We start from the raw sequence: 17033 nt of genomic DNA on the forward strand, positions 1-17033 counted from the left end.
TCCCCGCGCCCCTAGGGCGACTGCACTACCGCCAGCAACATGCCGAGCTCCACCTGTTGTCCTGGGGTCACCTCCAAGGCCGTCAGCCTTCCTGTGAGCGGTGCGGAAATGACGTGTTGCATCTTCATCGCTTCGAGCCACACCAGCGGTTCGCCCGCCTGGACACTCGATCCGGTGATGAGACCTTCGGCGATCTTGACGACCGTTCCGGGCATGGGGGCCAGGAGGGAGCCGGGGGCGCGTTCCGCCGTCGGGACCGGGAAACGGGGCAGGGCGGTGAGGCGCCGGTTGTCGACGTGGACCTCGTCGCCGTACCTCGCCACCTCGAACCTGCGCCGGACGCCCTCCACCTCCAGGACGACCAGGTTCGTGTCGGCGTGCACGACGTGAACGCCGTCCGCCGCCAGGCCGTTCCTGGTGTGCCGGTAGCGGACCTCGTGTTCCTCGCCGGCGAGGGTGTAGCGCCTGATGTGGGGCTGGGAGGGGAGGTTGCGCCAGCCGCCGAAGCGGGAGCGGCCGTGGGCGTCGGCGAGGGCGGCCGCCAGAAGGGCCCACGGGTCGGGGGGCTGCCGGGTCAGGTCCTGGAGGTGGCGGTCGTAGAAGCCCGTGTTCATGCGGGCCGAGGTGAACTCCTCGTGGCGCAGGGAGCGGATCAGCAGGTCGCGGTTGGTGACCGGGCCGTGGATCGTGGCCCTCTCCAGTGCGCCGGCCAGTTTGCGGACGGCCTCCGCGCGCGTGGGGGCGTGGGCGACGACCTTGGCGAGCATGGGGTCGTAGTGGACGCCGATCGAGTCGCCGTCGGCGTGGCCCGCGTCGAGGCGGACCCCCTCCGGGACGGTGAGACGGTGCAGGGTGCCGGTCTGGGGGCTCCAGTCGTTCGCCGGGTCCTCGGCGTAGAGGCGGGCCTCGACGGCGTGGCCACGCGCGCGTGGGGGTTCGGGGGCCAGGGCGTGGCCCTCGGCGACGCGGAGTTGCTCCGCCACCAGGTCGAGGCCGAAGACGGCCTCCGTGACCGGGTGTTCGACCTGGAGGCGGGTGTTCATCTCCAGGAAGTGCGCGGTGCCGTCGGCGACGAGGAACTCGACGGTGCCGACGCCGACGTAGTCGACGGCGCGGGCGGCCCGTACGGCCATGTCCTGGAGTTCCTGGGCGAGTCGGAGCGTCAGCCCCGGTGCGGGGGCCTCCTCGATCACCTTCTGGTGGCGGCGCTGGAGGGAGCAGTCGCGGGTGCCGAGCGCCCAGACCGTGCCGTGGGTGTCGGCGAGGATCTGCACCTCGATGTGGCGGCCGTCCTCCACATAGGGCTCGACGAAGACCTCGCCGTCCCCGAAGGCGCTCGCCGCCTCGGCGCGTGCGCCCTCCAGCGCGCCGTCCAGGTCCTCCAGCCGGCGTACGACACGCATGCCTCGGCCGCCGCCGCCCGCGGCCGCCTTCACCAGCACGGGCAGGTCGGCCTCGGTGACCTCGCGCAGGGGTTCGAGGCCCATCAGCTTCTTGGCGTGGGTCTTGGACGCCATCGCCTCGATCGCCTCGGGGGGCGGGCCGATCCAGACCAGGCCGGCGTCGAGGACGGCCCGGGCGAAGCCGGCGTTCTCGGAGAGGAAGCCGTAGCCGGGGTGCACGGCGTCCACGCCGGCCGCGAGGGCCGCCTTCACGATCAGGTCGCCGCGCAGATACGTCTCGGCGGGCACCGCGCCCGGCAGCCGTACCGTCGCGTCGGCCACGCGCGCGTGGAGGGCGTTCTCGTCGGCGTCCGAGGCGACGGCGACCGTCCGGATGCCCAGGTCACGGCAGGTGCGGAAGATCCGGCAGGCGATCTCGCCCCGGTTGGCCACGAGCACAGAGGTGATCACTGAAGGGTCCTTCACATCCGGAAGACGCCGAAGCCGCCCCGCACGCCCTCGAAGGGGGCGGTGTGCAGGGCGGACAGGCACAGGCCGAGGACGGTGCGGGTGTCGCGCGGGTCGATGACGCCGTCGTCGTAGAGGCGCCCGGAGAGGAACATCGGCAGCGACTCGGACTCGATCTGCTGCTCCACCATGGCGCGCAGGGCGGCGTCGTCCTCCTCGTCGTAGGGCCGGCCCTTGGCGGCGGCGGACTGCCGGGCGACGATCGACAGGACGCCGGCGAGTTGCTGGGGCCCCATGACGGCGGACTTGGCGCTGGGCCAGGCGAACAGGAAGCGCGGGTCGTAGGCGCGCCCGCACATGCCGTAGTGCCCGGCGCCGTAGGAGGCGCCCATGAGGACCGACAGGTGCGGGACCCGTGAGTTGCTCACGGCGTTGATCATCATGGCGCCGTGTTTGATGATGCCGCCCTGTTCGTACTCGCGGCCGACCATGTAGCCGGTGGTGTTGTGCAGGAACACCAGCGGGATGTCGCGTTGGTTGGCGAGCTGGATGAACTGGGCGGCCTTCTGGGACTCCTCGCTGAACAGCACGCCCTGGGCGTTGGCCAGCACGCCGACGGGATAGCCGTGCAGGGTGGCCCAGCCGGTGGCCAGGCTCGTCCCGTACAGGGGCTTGAACTCGTCGAAGTCGGAGGCGTCGACGATCCGGGCGACGACCTCGCGCGGGTCGAAGGGGGTGCGCAGGTCGCCCGGCACGATGCCCAGCAGCTCGTCCTCGTCGTACTTGGGGGGCGCGGCCGGGGCCGGGTCCTCGTAGGTCTTGCGGTGGTTGAGCCGGGCCACCACCCGCCGTGCCTGGCGCAGCGCGTCCCGCTCGTCGACGGCGAGGTAGTCCGCGAGGCCCGACACGCGCGCGTGCATGTCGGCGCCGCCCAGCGACTCGTCGTCGCTCTCCTCACCGGTGGCCATCTTCACCAGCGGCGGCCCGCCGAGGAACACCTTCGCCCGCTCCTTGACCATGATCACGTGATCGGACAGCCCGGGGATGTACGCGCCCCCGGCGGTCGAGTTCCCGAAGACGACGGCGACGGTCGGGATACCGGCCGCCGACAGCCGGGTCAGGTCCCGGAAGATCGCGCCGCCGGGGATGAAGATCTCCTTCTGCGACGGCAGGTCGGCGCCTCCCGACTCCACCAGGCTGACGCAGGGCAGCCGGTTGGCGAGGGCGATGTCGTTGGCCCGCAGCGCCTTCTTCAGGGACCAGGGGTTGCTGGCTCCACCGCGCACGGTCGGGTCGTTGGCGGTGATCAGGCACTCCACGCCCTCGACGACACCGATGCCGGTGACGAGGGAGGCGCCGACGGTGTAGTCGCTCCCCCAGGCGGCCAGCGGGGACAGTTCCAGGAAGGGTGTGTCGGGGTCGAGGAGCAGCTCGACGCGTTCGCGGGCGAGGAGTTTGCCGCGCTCGCGGTGCCTGGCCACGTATTTCTCGCCGCCGCCCGCCAGCGCCTTCGCGTGTTCGGCGTCGAGGTCGGCGAGCTTGGCCAGCATGGCCTCGCGGTTCGCCGTGTAGTCGGCGCCCCGGGTGTCGAGCCGGGAGTCGAGGACGGTCACAGCAGGGCCTCCGGAATGTCCAGGTGGCGGGAGCGCAGCCATTCCCCGAGGGCCTTGGCCTGCGGATCGAAGCGGTGCTGGGCGGCGACGCCCGCGCCGAGGATGCCCTCGACGACGAAGTTCAGGGCACGCAGGCGCGGCAGGACGTGCCGGGTGACCTTCAACTCCGCGCTTTCCGGGATGAGCTGCCGGAAGCGGCCGACGGTCAGCGCGTGGACGAGCCATCGCCAGGCCTCATCACTGCGCACCCACACCCCGACGTTGGCGTCCCCGCCCTTGTCCCCGCTGCGGGCGCCCGCGACGAGCCCGAGGGGCGCCCTTCTGGTGGCTCCGGGCGGCAGCGGCTCGGGCAGCGGCGGCTCCGGTACGTCGTCGAGTACGAGGGTCTCGGCGGCCGGGGGTACGGCGATGCGGCGCCCGTCGTCGAGGACGGCGACGTGCTCGACGTCCCCCTGGGGGACGTGGGAGGCCTCGAACACGCCGTACGGGGAGCCCTTGCCGGGCGGGGCGAGCACATGGAAGCCGGGGTATCCCGCCAGCGCCAGCTCGACCGCCGCCCCGCTCAACGCCCGCCCGACGACGTCGGGTTCGGGATCCCGTACGACGAGACGCAGCAGCGCGCTCGCGGTCTCCTCGGTGCCCGCGTCGGCCCGGTCGGTGCGGACGAGGTCCCAACGCACCTCTTCCGGGCGCGACCTGGCGAAGGCGCCGGTCTCCATCTGCTCCCGCACCAGTGCCGCCTTGGCCTCGATGTCGAGCCCGGTGAGGACGAAGACGACCTCGTTGCGGTGGCCGCCGAGGCGGGTGCGGCCGACCTTGAGGGTGGGCGGCGGGGGCTCCCCGCGCACGCCCTCGATCCGCACCCGGTCGGGTCCGTCCCGGGTGAGCCGTACGGTGTCCAGGCGGGCGGTGACGTCGGGTCCGGCGTACCGGGCGCCCCCCGTCTCGTACAGCAGCTGGGCTGTCACCGTGCCGACGTCGACGAAGCCGCCCGTGCCGGGGTGTTTGGTGATGACGCAGCCGCCGTCCTCGTGGAGCTCGGCCAGCGGGAAGCCGGGGCGGCGCACGTCTCCGTCCCGGAAGAATGCGTAGTTGCCGCCGGTGGCCTGTGCCCCGCATTCCAGCACGTGCCCGGCGACCACCGCTCCCGCGAGCCGGTCGTGGTCCGTGGGAGCCCAGCCGAAGTGGGCGGTGGCGGGCCCGGTGACGAGTGCCGCGTCGGTGACCCGGCCGGTGACGACGATGTCGGCGCCCTCCCGCAGCGCGGCGGCGATGCCGAAGCCGCCGAGGTAGGCGTGGGCGGTGAGGCTGCCGGGATGGGCCGCGGTGAGGTCGTCGCCCTCGACGTGTGCGACGCGTACGGGGATGCCGAGCCGTTGCGCCAAGTCCCTTACGGCGGCGGCGAGTCCGGCGGGATTGAGGCCACCCGCGTTGGTGACGACCTTGACGCCCCGTTCGTGCGCGAGCCCGAGGGATTCCTCCAGCTGCTTCAGGAACGTGCGGGCGTAACCGGCGGACGGGTCCTTCAGGCGGTCCCGGCCGAGGATGAGCATGGTCAGCTCGGCGAGGTAGTCACCGGTGAGGACGTCGAGTTCGCCGCCGGTGAGCATCTCGCGCATCGCGTCGAAGCGGTCTCCGTAGAAGCCGGAGGCGTTGCCGATACGCAGGGTCACCTGGTGGTCTCCCTCGGCGGGCGGCCGTTGCCGGGCGGGCCCGCGAAGGCCTGGGCGATGTCGAGCCACCGGTCGGCGTCCTGGCCCTCGGCCCTGACGGCGAGGTCGGCGCGGTGGGCACGCTGAGTGACGAGGAGGCAGAAGTCCAGGGCGGGGCCGGTGACGCGTTGGGGGGCGTCTTCGGGACCGTACGTCCACAGGTCGCCGGACGGGCCGGTGAGTTCGACGCGCACGTCGTCGGTGGGTGGGGTGAGTCGGTGCACCCCGAAGGCGAAGTCGCGGGTTCGTACGCCGATACGGGCGATGTGCCGCAGACGGTCGGTCGGCGTCGGTGTCACGCCCAGCGCGCCGGCGACGTCCAGGCCGTGGGCCCAGGTCTCCATCAGGCGGGCGGTGGCCATGGAAGCGGCTGACATCGGCGGCCCGTACCAGGGGAATCGGGCGCCGGGGGCCGACTGGCGCAACGCCCGGTCGAGGGCGGCGCGCCCCTCCCGCCACGCGCCGAGCAGTTCCTCGGGCGGAAGCCGGGCCCCTTCCTCCGCACCCTCGTCCACGAACGACTCGGGTGCCGAGAGGGCCCGCTCGACCAGCGCGCCGAAGCCCTTCTCGTCGGTCACCGCGACCAGCGCCGCGCGGTCGGTCCAGGCGAGGTGGGCGATCTGATGGGCGACGGTCCAGCCGGGCGCGGGCGTCGGGAGCGCCCACCGCTCCCCACTCAACTCGGCTACGAGCCGGTCGAGTTCCTCGCTCTCCGCACGCAGGTCGTCGAACACGGGTGTCGGATCGGACATGGGGGGAGCATGGCAGCGCCCCCAGAAACAAGCAAGCATGCTTGCATTAATTCGTGGTGCGCCCCCGGTTCGAGATGTGATCGCGAAGGCCCCATAGGGTCAGGACATGACAAGAGAATTCAGCGACGCCTTCCTCCTGGAGGCCGAACGGCATGCGGCCTGGGGCGCGGCCCAGCTCGACACCCTGACGACGTTCCTGCCCGACGGGCCGTGGACCGCCGACCTGCCGTCGTGCCTGTACCGGCAGGGGGAGCTGGAGCTGCGCGTGGCCGTACTGGGCACGTACGACATGGACGAGCAGTCCTGGATGTGGGGATGGGCGAACCCGGGGCTGCGGGGTACCGAGGTGGTCGCGCTGACCGCCGCGGTCGAGCGGTACGGGCAGGCGCACGGCATCGCCGAACTGACCGAGGAAACCGTGCGGTTGTCGGGCTTCGAGGACCCGCGCCGCGCGGCCGAGATGCTCGCCTTCACCGGGATGGGGGCGGCCGAGGCCCCCGGGTACATCGGCGTCCCCGCGGGACCCGCCACACAGGTGTACTTCCTGCCCGACGACGCACAGGTCCCACGCGCCGGCCTGGACCCCGTCACGCTGCCGCGCACGCTGCTCACCGGAGCCGGGCTGATCGGGCACTCCGCCCGGCACGTTGTCGCCGGCTACTTCGACCACCACGCCGTGCCCCACCACGTCGAGGAGGACCGGATCGTCGCCGAGTTGCCCGGTGGCAGCGCGGTCGAGGTCGACTTCGACACGGTCGGCCGGATCGCGGACGTACGGGTCGAGATCCTGCCCTGAGTGGAGTCGGATCAGAAGTGCGTGGTGATCCCGAACGCTTCGCGGAGCTGGGTCATGTCGTGGCGATCTCGGTCGGTGGGTTCGTAGCCCTGGTGGAAGTGGACCTGCTGTTCGGCGGACAGGCAGGGAACGGTGCTGTGCTGGATCGTGCCGGTGACGAAGCACGCGGCCGGATAGACGAACGGGCGGCCAGGGTCCAACGAAGCCTGGGTGGCGCTTCCATCGGGCGCGAAGGCCAGAGGGTGCAGGTCGATCTCGCGTCCCGTCGCATCGGCGACGACGAAACGGACGGGGCGCCAGTCGAGCGATTCGGAGAAGCCGACCCGGGCAAGAGCCGCAACAACGGTCGGCTCCTGTTCATGGCGGTGCATGAGGTCCAGATCCCGATGCCGGCGGGTCTGCCTCCCCAGGAGGGCGTCGATGCCCCAGCCCCCACCGATCCAGACGTCCGTGCCGGCCTTTCGGAGCGCGTCCAAGATCTCCAGCACATCATCGCCCGTCACGGCCGACGCTCCTTTCGCTCTCACGGAGCGGAAAGTCTACGGAGCCCTCCGTCCTCAGCCGTCGGTGAAGATCGGTGTCGGGCCTTCAGCCTTCCGGCACCGCCGCCCTCCCCCGCCCCACCTGGGTCCGCACCGCGCCCATGCTCGCCGCGACGACCAGGGCGATCGCGGCTGCCTGGGCGGGGGACAGGGCCTGGTCCAGGATGACGAAGCCGGCCGTTGCCGCGATGGCCGGTTCCAGGCTCATCAGGACCGCGAACGTCGACGCGGGCAGGCGGCGCAGCGCGAGCAGTTCGAGGGTGTAGGGCAGGACGGAGGACAGCAGGGCCACCCCGGCTCCCAGCCCCACCGTCACCGGGTCCAGCAGCTTCGCACCCGACTCGGCGACACCGAGCGGCAGGAACAGCAGCGCCGCGACCCCCATCGCGAGGGCGAGACCGTCCGCCTGCGGGAAGCGGCGGCCCGTACGGGCGCTGAAGACGATGTACGTCGCCCACATCGCGCCCGCCCCGAGCGCGAACGCGACACCCACGGGGTCGAGGTCCGAGAAGCCACCGCCGCCCAGCAGGAAGACGCCGGCGAGGGCGAGAGCGGCCCAGACGAGGTTGACCGCGCGGCGGGAGGCGAGGACGGAGAGGGTGAGTGGGCCGAGGACCTCGAGGGTGACCGCGGCACCCAGCGGGATGCGGTCGACGGCCTCGTAGAAGAGGCCGTTCATCGCGCCCATGGTGATGCCGAAGACGACGACCGTGCCCCAGTCCGTGCGGGAGTGGCCGCGCAGCCGCGGCCGGCAGACCACGAGCAGCACCACCGCCGCCACCAGCAACCGCAGGGTCACCACACCCAGCGCGCCCGCCCGCGGCATCAGGGTGACCGCCAGGGCGCCGCCGAACTGCACGGAGACACCCCCCGCGAGCACCAGGCCGACCGGCCCGAGTGAGCGTCGGGCACGGGGCCCGCCGCCTGCCGGGCTCACCCCGGGGGCGACCGAGGCGGGAGAGGTGGACGGGGAGGCGGCGTTGCGGGTGCTCACGGGCGTTCCAGTGCGGGTGCTCGGGGATGTGTTCACCTAGATGTACTGCGCGGTCCAGAGTAATGGCCTAACGTCAGGGGCGTAAAGCGATATACCCCTGTACCTCAGCTGCCGCTCGTCCTCCCGCGTCCGCGTCCCCGCGGCCCTTGGCGCTACCGCCGAGCCATGTACACGTCCAGCACCTTCTGCAGCACCCGGTTCAGCGCGAAGTCCCACTCCCCCAGGTACTCCACCGCCTCGCCGCCCGTCCCCGCCTTGAAGCGGAGCAGCCCCAGCAGGTGGTTGGACTCCTCCAGGGTGTCCGTGATGCCCCGCAGGTCGTAGACGGCGGCGCCGAGCTCATGGGCGTCGCAGATCATGCGCCACTGCATGGCGTTGTTCGGCTGGACCTCACGCCTGCGGCTGGTGGAGGCGCCGTAGGAGTACCAGACGTGCTCGCCGACCGTCAGCATCGTGGCGGCGGCGAGGACCTCGCCGTCGTGGTGGGCGAGGTAGAGCCGCATGCGGTCGGGGTCCTCGGCGGTGAGCGCGGTCCACATGCGCTGGAAGTAGGGCAGCGGGCGCGGCATGAAGCGGTCGCGTTCGGCGGTCTCGGTGTAGAGGGTGTAGAACGCCGGCAGGTCCTCGTAGCCGCCGCGCACGATCTTGACGCCGGCCTTCTCCGCCTTCTTGATGTTGCGCCGCCACTGCTGGTTCAGGCCCGCGTGCACCTCCTCCAGGGTCCGCCCCGCCAGCGGCACCTGGAAGACGTACCGGGGCTGACCGGCCGCGAAGCCGTCCTCGCCGCCGGGCTCGCTCCGCCGCCAGCCCGCGCTGCGCAGCCGGTCGGCGATCTCGGCGGCGCCCGGCTCGTACGAGGTGGCCTCGGCGTCCCCCAGCCGCCGCGCCCCGGGGTCGGCGATCGCCGTCTTGACCGCCTCCGCGCTCCACCTCCGTACGACGACGGGCGGGCCCATCTTCACCGAGAAGGCTCCCCGCCGTCTGAGGTACGCCAGCATGGCCGCCAGCCTGCGGTCGAGGTCGGGAGCGGACCAGTCGATCACCGGGCCCTCGGGCAGGTAGGCGAGGTACCTCGTCAGCTTGGGCAGCGGGCGCAGCAACACCAGCGCGACGCCCACCAGCCGCCCGCGCTCCCCCTCGCCCTGACCATCCCCCTCCTCGAACCATCCCAGGCTCTCCGCCTGCCAGTCCGGCTTCACATCACCCCAGGACGGGATCTGCATGTGGCTGGCGGAGCCGCGGGCCGCGACGAAGGCGAGGTGCTCGTCACGGCCGATGGGCTGGACGCGGAGGGTCATGGGCGGGGCTCCTCGAGGTGGCCGGACTGCCTGGCTGAACCTGCCAGCCTAGGAGCAGGGCCCTGTCCGTCCCGGGTGCCGCACGTCTCCCGCGCGTCGGTGTCCGTCACGTGCCTCCCCGCATGCCCTTCCCCGGCGGCTCCTCCAGGGACTCCCCCAGCGCCTCCGCCAGCACCTCCGCCAGGTGCCTCCCCCGCGCCCCCTCCAACTGCTGCAGCTGCGTACGGCAGGAGAAGCCGTCCGCCAGGACCACCGCACCCTCCCCCGCGGCCCGCACGGACGGCAGCAGCTGTTCCTCCGCGCAGGCGCTCGACACCTCGTAGTGGCCCTCCTCGAAGCCGAAGTTGCCCGCGAGGCCGCAGCAGCCGCCGCTCAGCTCGCCGGTCAGGCCCGCGGCGGCGCGCAGCCGGCGGTCCGGGGCGTCGCCGAGGACCGCGTGCTGGTGGCAGTGGGTCTGGCCGACGGCCGGGCGGTCGACGCGTGGCGGGGTCCAGTCGGGTGCGTGGCGCTCCAGGGCCTCGGCGAACGTCAGCACGCGTGCGGCGAGGCGGGCCGCGCGCGGATCGTCGTGCAGCAGCTCCGGCAGGTCCGTGCGGAGCGCGGCCGCGCAGCTCGGCTCCAGTACGACGACCGGGGCGGAGGTCGCGAGCACCGGTGCCATCAGGTCGAGGGTGCGGCGCAGTACCGCGCGGGCCCGGTCGAGCTGGCCGGTCGACACGTAGGTGAGCCCGCAGCAGACCCGCCCCCGGCGCCGTGGGAACGCGGACCCCGTCGGCGGCAGCGCCACCCGCAGCCCGGCCGCCTCCAGCACGCGTACGGCCGCCTGCCCCACGGACGGCGAGAGGTGCTCGGTGAAGGTGTCCGGCCACAGGACGACGAGGGTGCCCTCGGCGGCGACCCGCCCCCTCCGGCGCCACCACGCGCCGAACGTCTCCGTCGCCACCCGCGGAATCTCCCGCTCGGCCGCGATCCCGCCGAGCCGCTTGGCGGCGCGGGCCAGCGGAGGGACGGAGGCGAGCGCGTTGACCAGCGGGGCCGCACGGGTCCGCGCCACCGCCCGGAGCCACACCGGCAGCCATCCCATGCTGTAGTGGGCGGCCGGGCGGCGGCGACCGGCGTAGTGGTGGTGGAGGAACTCCGCCTTGTACGTGGCCATGTCGACCTCGACCGGGCAGTCGGAGCGGCAGCCCTTGCAGGACAGGCACAGGTCCAGCGCGTCGCGGACCTCCGTCGACCGCCAGCCGTCGGTCACCAGCTCGCCGGCGAGCATCTCGTGCAGCAGACGGGCACGCCCGCGCGTGGAGTGCGCCTCCTCGCCGGTCGCCCGGAAGGACGGGCACATCACGGCGGACCCCGGCGCCGACGTCGTACGGCATTTCGCGACCCCGACGCAGCGGCGCACCGCCGCGGAGAAGTCGCCGCCGTCCGCCGGGTAGCCGAAGGCGACGTCGACGGGCTCGCGGGGCAGGACGGAGAAGCGGAGGTCCGCGTCCAGTGGGGCGGGGCGCACGAGCATCCCCGGGTTGAGGAGGTCGTCGGGGTCCCACACGCCCTTGGCCCGTTCGAAGAGGGCGACCATCTCCTCGCCGTACATGCGCGGCAGCAGCTCGGCGCGCGCCTGCCCGTCCCCGTGCTCCCCGGACAGCGAGCCGCCGTGCGCGACGACCAGCTCGGCCAGCTCCTCGGAGAAGCGGCGGAAGCGTGCGATACCCGTCTGAGTGAGGAGGTCGAAGTCGATGCGGACGTGGATGCAGCCGTCCCCGAAGTGCCCGTACGGGGTGCCGCGCAGGCCGTGCGCGGTCAGCAGGCCCCGGAAGTCCCGCAGGTAGGCGCCCAGCCGGGCGGGCGGCACCGCGCAGTCCTCCCACCCCGGCCAGGCCTCTCTCCCGTCCGGCATCCGGGTCGCCGTACCGCTCGCGTCCTCCCGGATGCGCCACAGCGCGCGCTGCCCCGCCGGGTCGGTCACCACCAGCGCGTCGACGACGTCGGCGGCGCGCACGATCGCCTCCGCACGCGCGCGTGCCTCACCCGGCGACTCCCCGCCGGTCTCCACGAACAGCCAGGCACCCCCCTCGGGCAGGCCGGCCCCCGAGGGCACCAGGTCGGCCGCCATGCCCTCCACCGTCAGCGGCCCGAGCGGCAGCAGCCCGGCGGCGGCCTCCGCGGCGGCGCCCTCGTCGGCGTAGCCGAGAACGGCCAGCGCACGCGCGCGTGGCGCCTCGACGAGCCGTACGACCGCCTCCGTCAGCACGCCCAGCGTGCCCTCCGAACCGCAGAAGGAGCGGGCCACGTCGGCGCCGTTCTCGGGCAGCAGCGCGTCCAGGGCGTAGCCGGAGATACGGCGGGGCAGCTCGGGGAAGCCGGTGCGCAGCCGGGCCAGTTCCCCGTCGACCAGTCCCCGCAGCCCGTCCGGCGCGCCGGCCCAGCCCTGCCCGAGCCGCAGCCGCTCGCCCCGCGCGGTGACCACGTCCAGCTCGCGCACACTGTCCGCGGTGGTGCCCCAGGCCACCGAGTGGGAGCCGCAGGAGTTGTTGGCGATCATCCCGCCGAGGGTGCACCGGCTGTGGGTGGAGGGGTCGGCCCCGAAGCGCAGCCCGTGCGGGGCGGCGGCTTCCTGGAGACGGTCGAGGACGAGGCCCGGCTGGACGACGGCGGTCCGCGCCTCCGGGTCCAGCGAGACCAGCCGGTTCATGTACCGCGTGAAGTCCAGCACGACCCCGGTGCCGGTGGCCTGCCCGGCGATCGAGGTACCCCCGCCGCGCGGCACCACGGGCACCCCGCGCCCCCGGCACACCTCCAGTACGGCCACCACGTCATCGGCGTCACGTGGGGCGACGACCCCCAGCGGGACGCGGCGGTAGTTGGAGGCGTCCATGGTGACCAGGGCCCGGGAGGTGACGTCGAAACGGACGTCGCCTCGGACGGCCTTGCGCAGCTCACCCTCAAGATCCGTCGTCATACGTCCAGCAAACCAGTTCGGACGGGCCGCAGACAGAAGACCGTCTCGGCCGTCCTCAGCCGTCCGGCGATCGAGGACGCGGCCGTTCCTCGACCGCGCCGGCGGCCGAAGCGGCGGCCGAATCGGGGTCTGTGGGGCGGCAGCCACCAGGTCCGCCCACCGAAACGCCGTCTCACCCGACGGACGAGGTTTCGCCCAGGTTTCCTCCACGGGCTAACCTCCCTCCGTGGCTGAGATCCAGATTCCTGCTGACATGAAGCCCGCCGACGGTCGATTCGGTGCGGGCCCCTCCAAGGTGCGGGTGGAGGCGCTGGACGCCCTGGCCGCCACCGGCACGTCCCTGCTCGGCACCTCCCACCGCCAGGCCCCGGTCAAGAACCTGGTCGGCCAGGTGCGCGAGGGCATCTCCGAGCTGTTCCAGCTCCCCGAGGGCTACGAGGTGATCCTCGGCAACGGTGGCTCCACCGCGTTCTGGGACGTCGCGACCCACGGCCTGATCGAGAACAAGTCGCAGCACCTCAGCTTCGGCGAGTTCAGCTCCAAGTTCGCCAAGGCCGCCAAGCTCGCCCCGTGGCTCGCCGAGCCGGACATCATCTCCGCCGACCCGGGCACGCACCCCGAGGCGGTCGCCGAGGCGGGCGTGGACGTCTACGCGTTCACCCACAACGAGACCTCGACCGGCGTCGCCATGCCGATCAACCGGGTGGCCGGTGCCGACGAGGGCGCGCTCGTCCTGGTCGACGCCACCTCCGGCGCGGGCGGCCTCCCCGTCGACATCGCCGAGACGGACGTCTACTACTTCGCCCCGCAGAAGTCCTTCGCCTCCGACGGCGGCCTGTGGATCGGCGTCTTCTCCCCGGCCGCGATCGAGCGAGCGGAGCGGATCCACGCGTCCGGCCGCCACGTCCCGGAGTTCTTCTCGCTCCCGACGGCGATCGACAACTCCCGCAAGAACCAGACGTACAACACCCCCGCCCTCTCCACCCTCTTCCTGCTCAACCAGCAGCTGGAGTGGATCAACGGCCAGGGCGGTCTGGACTGGGCGGTCCGGCGTACGGCGACCTCCGCCCGCACCCTGTACGGCTGGGCCGAGGACATCAAGTACGCCAGCCCCTTCGTGGCCGACCCGGCAAAGCGCTCCCAGGTCATCGGCACGATCGACTTCACCGACGAGGTCGACGCGGCCGCCGTCGCCAAGGTCCTGCGCGCCAACGGCATCGTCGACACCGAGCCCTACCGCAAGCTCGGCCGCAACCAGCTCCGCGTCGCCATGTTCCCGGCGATCGACCCGGCGGACATCGAGGCGCTGACGAAGTGCGTCGACTACGTGATCGAGAAGCTCTAGCCGCTTTCCGTACGACACCCCGTACGACCCGAACGACGACGAGGGCGCCCCACATGCGTGGGGCGCCCTCCCGCATACACGGCCGTGGCAGGGGCCGCGGGATGGCCCAGTACGCCGCACTGGCCACCTAAACCGACGTGTCCATTGGTGAGTTGGCGGCGACAGGTGAGCAGCGGGAGCGTTGCTGCCGGCGCGCCGGGATAGGGTGCACCCGTGGAACGGATCTTGGTGGTGGGTGTCACCGGTGCGGGCAAATCCACGCTCGCCCGGGCCTTGAGCAGTCGTCTGGGCCTGCCCTACCACGAGATGGACGCGCTGTACCACAACGGCCCCAACTGGGCCATCAATAACAACTTCACCGAAGACGTATCAAGGCTCACCGCCAAGCCTTGCTGGGTCATAGACTCTCTCGGCTATCCAGAAGTCCGTGATCTGTTGTGGGACCGGGCCGACACCGTGATCTGGCTGGACTATCCCAAACGCGTCATCATGCTCCGTGTCCTGCGCCGGTCCTTCCACCGCACCGTCACACGCGAGGTTCTCTTCGGCGGCAACAGGGAAACCTGGACGGGCTGGCTGAGCCGGGAGCACCCGGCCTGGTGGGCATGGTCCCAACACGGGAGCCGCCGCCGCGAAGTCGGGCGCCGTGTCCGCGATCCCCGTTTCGCTCCTCTCGACACTCTCCGCTTCGGCCACCCCGACGACACCGCGGCCTGGCTGGCGTCCTTCTGACCGGCGGGCTGCCTACTGGGGACCTGGTTCGTCGACGGGCTGGGTGCGGCCACCGCCCTGGGGCCGTACCGGAGCGGCCGGAACTACCCACTGGAAGAACTCCCACAACCCATCCGGCACCAGACGCTCCACCATCGCCATCACGGCAGCCAGCCCAGTGATCAGGCCAGTTGAGACGATCTCCAAACCGACGTCATGCCAGCGGGCAGGTGAGATCAGGGTGGTGCCGGTTCGGGCAGCACACCACGTTCAGCGACACCATGCTGCCCGACCGGTTGTAATACACCCAGCTCACATCGACACCGACCGGCAGGACATCGAGCGCGTAATCACGCTTGGTGTCCAAGCCCGCGTACGGCGGCCGCCCGTCCTCCCGCTCCATCGGCAGGTTGTCGAGGAACAGCTTGGTCAGCCAGTCGAGGGCCGCGACGGGGTCGGCCCAAGACCGCTCATGGCTGGCCTGGCTGCGTTTCATGAGCCAGTGGCCCGACATCACGGGCGGCAGGTTCGAGGCCGGAAACTCGGCGCTCACCTCGCGGTACCGCTGGAGGACGCGGATGGCCATCTTGTCGTCGTCGGAAGCGGGAGGCGCTGGAGGGTCAGGATGCGGAGGCCGCCGGTCGCCTTCCCGGTGGTAGCTGTCTGGCGATCCGATCCACGGGCCGTAGCCGTGGAAGTGTCCTGTCCAGGTCATGCGCGCCTTCCAGATGGGGGCGGGCCGCCCTCACACCCGAGGACGGCCCGTCATGGGTTGAGAGGTGTAGCAGCTCAGGCGCTCGACTTCCGCGCTTTCACCCAGCCGAGGGCGAAGTCGTCCAGCTCGGCCGGCCGTCGCCGTGCGCGACACCGCTGGTAGGCAAGGGCGCCCGGTGACCACCGCCGGACGCCCTTCTCTCATGTCGCCGTGCAGCTCACACTCGGCACACCCCCACCCCCCGGCGCGCCCCCGAAGCCGAAGGTCGCCGAACCGCCCGCCGCGATCGCTCCGTTGTGGGCGGCGTTGGACGCGGTGACCGCTGCCCCGCTCTGGGTGTAGGACGCGTTCCACATGCTGGTGACCTTCTGGGCGCCGGGCCAGGTCCAGTTGACCTTCCAGGACTTGAGCGCCGTCGTGCCCGTGTTGGTCACCTTCACCTCGGCGTTGAAGCCGCCGCCCCAGTCGCTGCTGACGGTGTAGGTCGCGGCGCAGGCGGCCGTACTCCCGCCGCCCCCACCGCCGCCCCCACCGCCGCCTCCGCCGCCGCTCGGGAAGCCCGGGGCCTTGACGCTGGTGAGGTAGCCGTCCTTCACGGTGTCCACCGTCTGCCAGTCGTCCTTCAGGATCCCGCCGGTGTCACCGGAGTTGGGGTTCCAGGACCAGAAGGTCCAGTGGAAGGAGTCGGAGCCGTACGTCGAGGTCGGCCGCAGGTAGCTCACCAGCGCCGCCAGCCACTTCTGGTCGATCGTCGACTGGAGGGTCGTACCGAACTCGCCCACCCACACGGGGGCGATGTTCTGCTTGAAGATGTAGCCCCAGTACTTGTCCCAGATGCCCGGCATGTTGTTCGGGAACGAAGGGTCGCTGAACCAGCTCTGCTGGGCGACGCTGGTGGCGTAGTCATGGGCGGAGTACACGACCCGGTTGGGGACGTCGAGCTGGACCGGGTACTGGGCGACGCCCATCAGGTTGCCACCCCACCAGCCGGAGACGCCGTTGAAGGTCTGCACGCCCTCGACGAAGATCAGCAGGTCGGGGTTGACGGACAGCACGGCGTTGCCGGCGCGCTGGGCGGCCAGCCGCCAGTCCTTCGTGGTGTCGCCGCAGCCCCAACAGGCGGGATCATGCGGCTCGTTGTGCAGGTCGATGCCGACGACAGCCGGATTCCCCTTGTAACGGGTGGCCAGCGCCTTGAGGTTGGTGATCCACGTCGACTCGGGGACGGCCGAGGTGTACCAGAGCGCGGACTGGCCGCCGCCGTCGGGGCGGTGCCGGTCGAGGATGACCTTCAGGCCGTCCTGACCGGCGTACGCCACGATCTTGTCCAGGACCTGGAGGGAGTTCAGGCCCTGGAGGTCGGCGTTCTTGCCGCTGGAGAAGTCGATGCTGCTGGGGGCGGTGCCGCTCTTGAAGATGTCGTCGCTGTAGGGGATGCGGAGGGTGTTGTAGCCGGTTGCCCTGATCTGGTCGATCATGCTCTTGTAGTCGCGGGACCAGAGGCCGTGGACGACGTTGTTGCCGGTCTCGAAGCCGAACCAGTTGATGCCGGCGACCCGGACCGGCTGTCCGGCCGCGTCGAGGATCTGACGGCCGCTGGTGTGCCAGTAACCGGCGCCGGCGTCTGCGGCGCGCACGTCTGCGGCATCCGCCGCGTTCGCCGTGTGCGCGCCCGCCAGCGGTAAAAAGAGCGCCACCGCCATCGCGCACAGCGCTTTTCGCAAGCTGCGGAACATGTCGCTGCTT

The 17033-nt window shown here is 71.8% G+C and carries 13 protein-coding genes and 1 pseudogene; 3 read left to right on the forward strand and 11 right to left on the reverse strand.

The genetic code is table 11. From position 1 onward, the window contains the following. Window positions 1-11: 11 nt before the first annotated feature. The 4 genes from IG99_RS04500 to IG99_RS04515 are packed head-to-tail and all read right to left on the reverse strand — an operon-like array spanning window position 12 to window position 5927. A complete protein-coding gene (locus IG99_RS04500) occupies window positions 12-1853 on the reverse strand; it encodes an acetyl/propionyl/methylcrotonyl-CoA carboxylase subunit alpha (RefSeq protein WP_037670005.1) in 1842 nt (613 codons plus the stop codon). A gap of 11 nt (window positions 1854-1864) precedes the next feature. Beyond that, entirely contained in the window at window positions 1865-3463 is a 1599-nt protein-coding gene (locus IG99_RS04505) for an acyl-CoA carboxylase subunit beta (protein WP_037670007.1), read from the reverse strand. Next, window positions 3460-5082 carry an acyclic terpene utilization AtuA family protein gene (locus tag IG99_RS04510; RefSeq protein WP_234311756.1) on the reverse strand — a complete coding sequence of 541 codons (1623 nt, stop codon included), beginning with the start codon at window positions 5080-5082 and terminating at the stop codon, window positions 3460-3462. Before IG99_RS04510 ends, IG99_RS04505 begins: the two co-directional genes overlap by 4 nt. A gap of 50 nt (window positions 5083-5132) precedes the next feature. Next, window positions 5133-5927, reverse strand: a complete 795-nt coding sequence (locus IG99_RS04515; RefSeq protein WP_037670011.1) for a TIGR03084 family metal-binding protein — start codon at window positions 5925-5927, stop codon at window positions 5133-5135. A gap of 106 nt (window positions 5928-6033) precedes the next feature. Here IG99_RS04515 and IG99_RS04520 point away from each other — a divergent pair, with 106 nt between their 5' ends. Then, on the forward strand, window positions 6034-6723 hold the full coding sequence (locus IG99_RS04520; protein ID WP_037670014.1) for a DUF6882 domain-containing protein: 690 nt from the start codon (window positions 6034-6036) through the stop codon (window positions 6721-6723). 11 nt (window positions 6724-6734) lie between these two features. Here IG99_RS04520 and IG99_RS04525 read toward each other — a convergent pair whose 3' ends face one another. The 4 genes from IG99_RS04525 to IG99_RS04540 form a co-directional block, all read right to left on the reverse strand. Next, the gene (locus IG99_RS04525; protein WP_037670018.1) at window positions 6735-7226 is read right to left on the reverse strand and encodes a nucleotidyltransferase domain-containing protein; all 492 of its coding nucleotides are present in this window, start codon (window positions 7224-7226) and stop codon (window positions 6735-6737) included. A gap of 85 nt (window positions 7227-7311) precedes the next feature. After that, on the reverse strand, window positions 7312-8259 hold the full coding sequence (locus IG99_RS04530; RefSeq protein ID WP_037670021.1) for an EamA family transporter: 948 nt from the start codon (window positions 8257-8259) through the stop codon (window positions 7312-7314). A 152-nt stretch (window positions 8260-8411) separates the two neighbouring features. Then, on the reverse strand, window positions 8412-9557 hold the full coding sequence (locus tag IG99_RS04535; RefSeq protein ID WP_037670024.1) for a lipid II:glycine glycyltransferase FemX: 1146 nt from the start codon (window positions 9555-9557) through the stop codon (window positions 8412-8414). A gap of 106 nt (window positions 9558-9663) precedes the next feature. Further along, window positions 9664-12516, reverse strand: a complete 2853-nt coding sequence (locus tag IG99_RS04540; protein ID WP_037670026.1) for an FAD-binding and (Fe-S)-binding domain-containing protein — start codon at window positions 12514-12516, stop codon at window positions 9664-9666. A gap of 226 nt (window positions 12517-12742) precedes the next feature. Here IG99_RS04540 and serC point away from each other — a divergent pair, with 226 nt between their 5' ends. Beyond that, window positions 12743-13861, forward strand: coding sequence for a phosphoserine transaminase (serC, locus tag IG99_RS04545; RefSeq protein ID WP_037670028.1), 1119 nt, complete (start codon window positions 12743-12745; stop codon window positions 13859-13861). Window positions 13862-14074: 213 nt separating this feature from the next. Continuing rightward, window positions 14075-14593: a P-loop NTPase family protein gene (locus IG99_RS04550; RefSeq protein ID WP_037670029.1), complete on the forward strand. Its 519-nt coding sequence runs from the start codon at window positions 14075-14077 to the stop codon at window positions 14591-14593. Window positions 14594-14623: 30 nt separating this feature from the next. Here the strand turns inward: IG99_RS04550 and IG99_RS49500 are convergent. From IG99_RS49500 to IG99_RS04560, 3 genes and pseudogenes are all read right to left on the reverse strand, one after another. Beyond that, a pseudogene (locus IG99_RS49500) lies at window positions 14624-14734 on the reverse strand (IS5/IS1182 family transposase); the annotation flags it as partial. A 52-nt stretch (window positions 14735-14786) separates the two neighbouring features. After that, on the reverse strand, window positions 14787-15158 hold the full coding sequence (locus tag IG99_RS04555; RefSeq protein WP_234311753.1) for a hypothetical protein: 372 nt from the start codon (window positions 15156-15158) through the stop codon (window positions 14787-14789). Between the two features lie 329 nt (window positions 15159-15487). Beyond that, entirely contained in the window at window positions 15488-17023 is a 1536-nt protein-coding gene (locus IG99_RS04560) for a cellulase family glycosylhydrolase (protein WP_037670032.1), read from the reverse strand. Window positions 17024-17033: the final 10 nt, after the last annotated feature.

The organism is Streptomyces griseus subsp. griseus, assembly GCF_000720255.1.
In the GTDB taxonomy this organism is placed as follows: Bacteria; Actinomycetota; Actinomycetes; order Streptomycetales; family Streptomycetaceae; genus Streptomyces; species Streptomyces griseus_I.

What these genes read in the sequence shown, in the direction of transcription:
- IG99_RS04560 (WP_037670032.1), bottom strand. Translation starts at nt 17,023, where the DNA reads ATGTTCCGCAGCTTGCGAAAAGCGCTGTGCGCGATGGCGGTGGCGCTC.
- IG99_RS04515 (WP_037670011.1), bottom strand. Translation starts at nt 5,927, where the DNA reads ATGTCCGATCCGACACCCGTGTTCGACGACCTGCGTGCGGAGAGCGAG.
- IG99_RS04510 (WP_234311756.1), bottom strand. Translation starts at nt 5,082, where the DNA reads ATGCGCGAGATGCTCACCGGCGGCGAACTCGACGTCCTCACCGGTGAC.
- IG99_RS04535 (WP_037670024.1), bottom strand. Translation starts at nt 9,557, where the DNA reads ATGACCCTCCGCGTCCAGCCCATCGGCCGTGACGAGCACCTCGCCTTC.
- IG99_RS04540 (WP_037670026.1), bottom strand. Translation starts at nt 12,516, where the DNA reads ATGACGACGGATCTTGAGGGTGAGCTGCGCAAGGCCGTCCGAGGCGAC.
- IG99_RS04520 (WP_037670014.1), top strand. Translation starts at nt 6,034, where the DNA reads ATGACAAGAGAATTCAGCGACGCCTTCCTCCTGGAGGCCGAACGGCAT.
- IG99_RS04555 (WP_234311753.1), bottom strand. Translation starts at nt 15,158, where the DNA reads ATGGCCATCCGCGTCCTCCAGCGGTACCGCGAGGTGAGCGCCGAGTTT.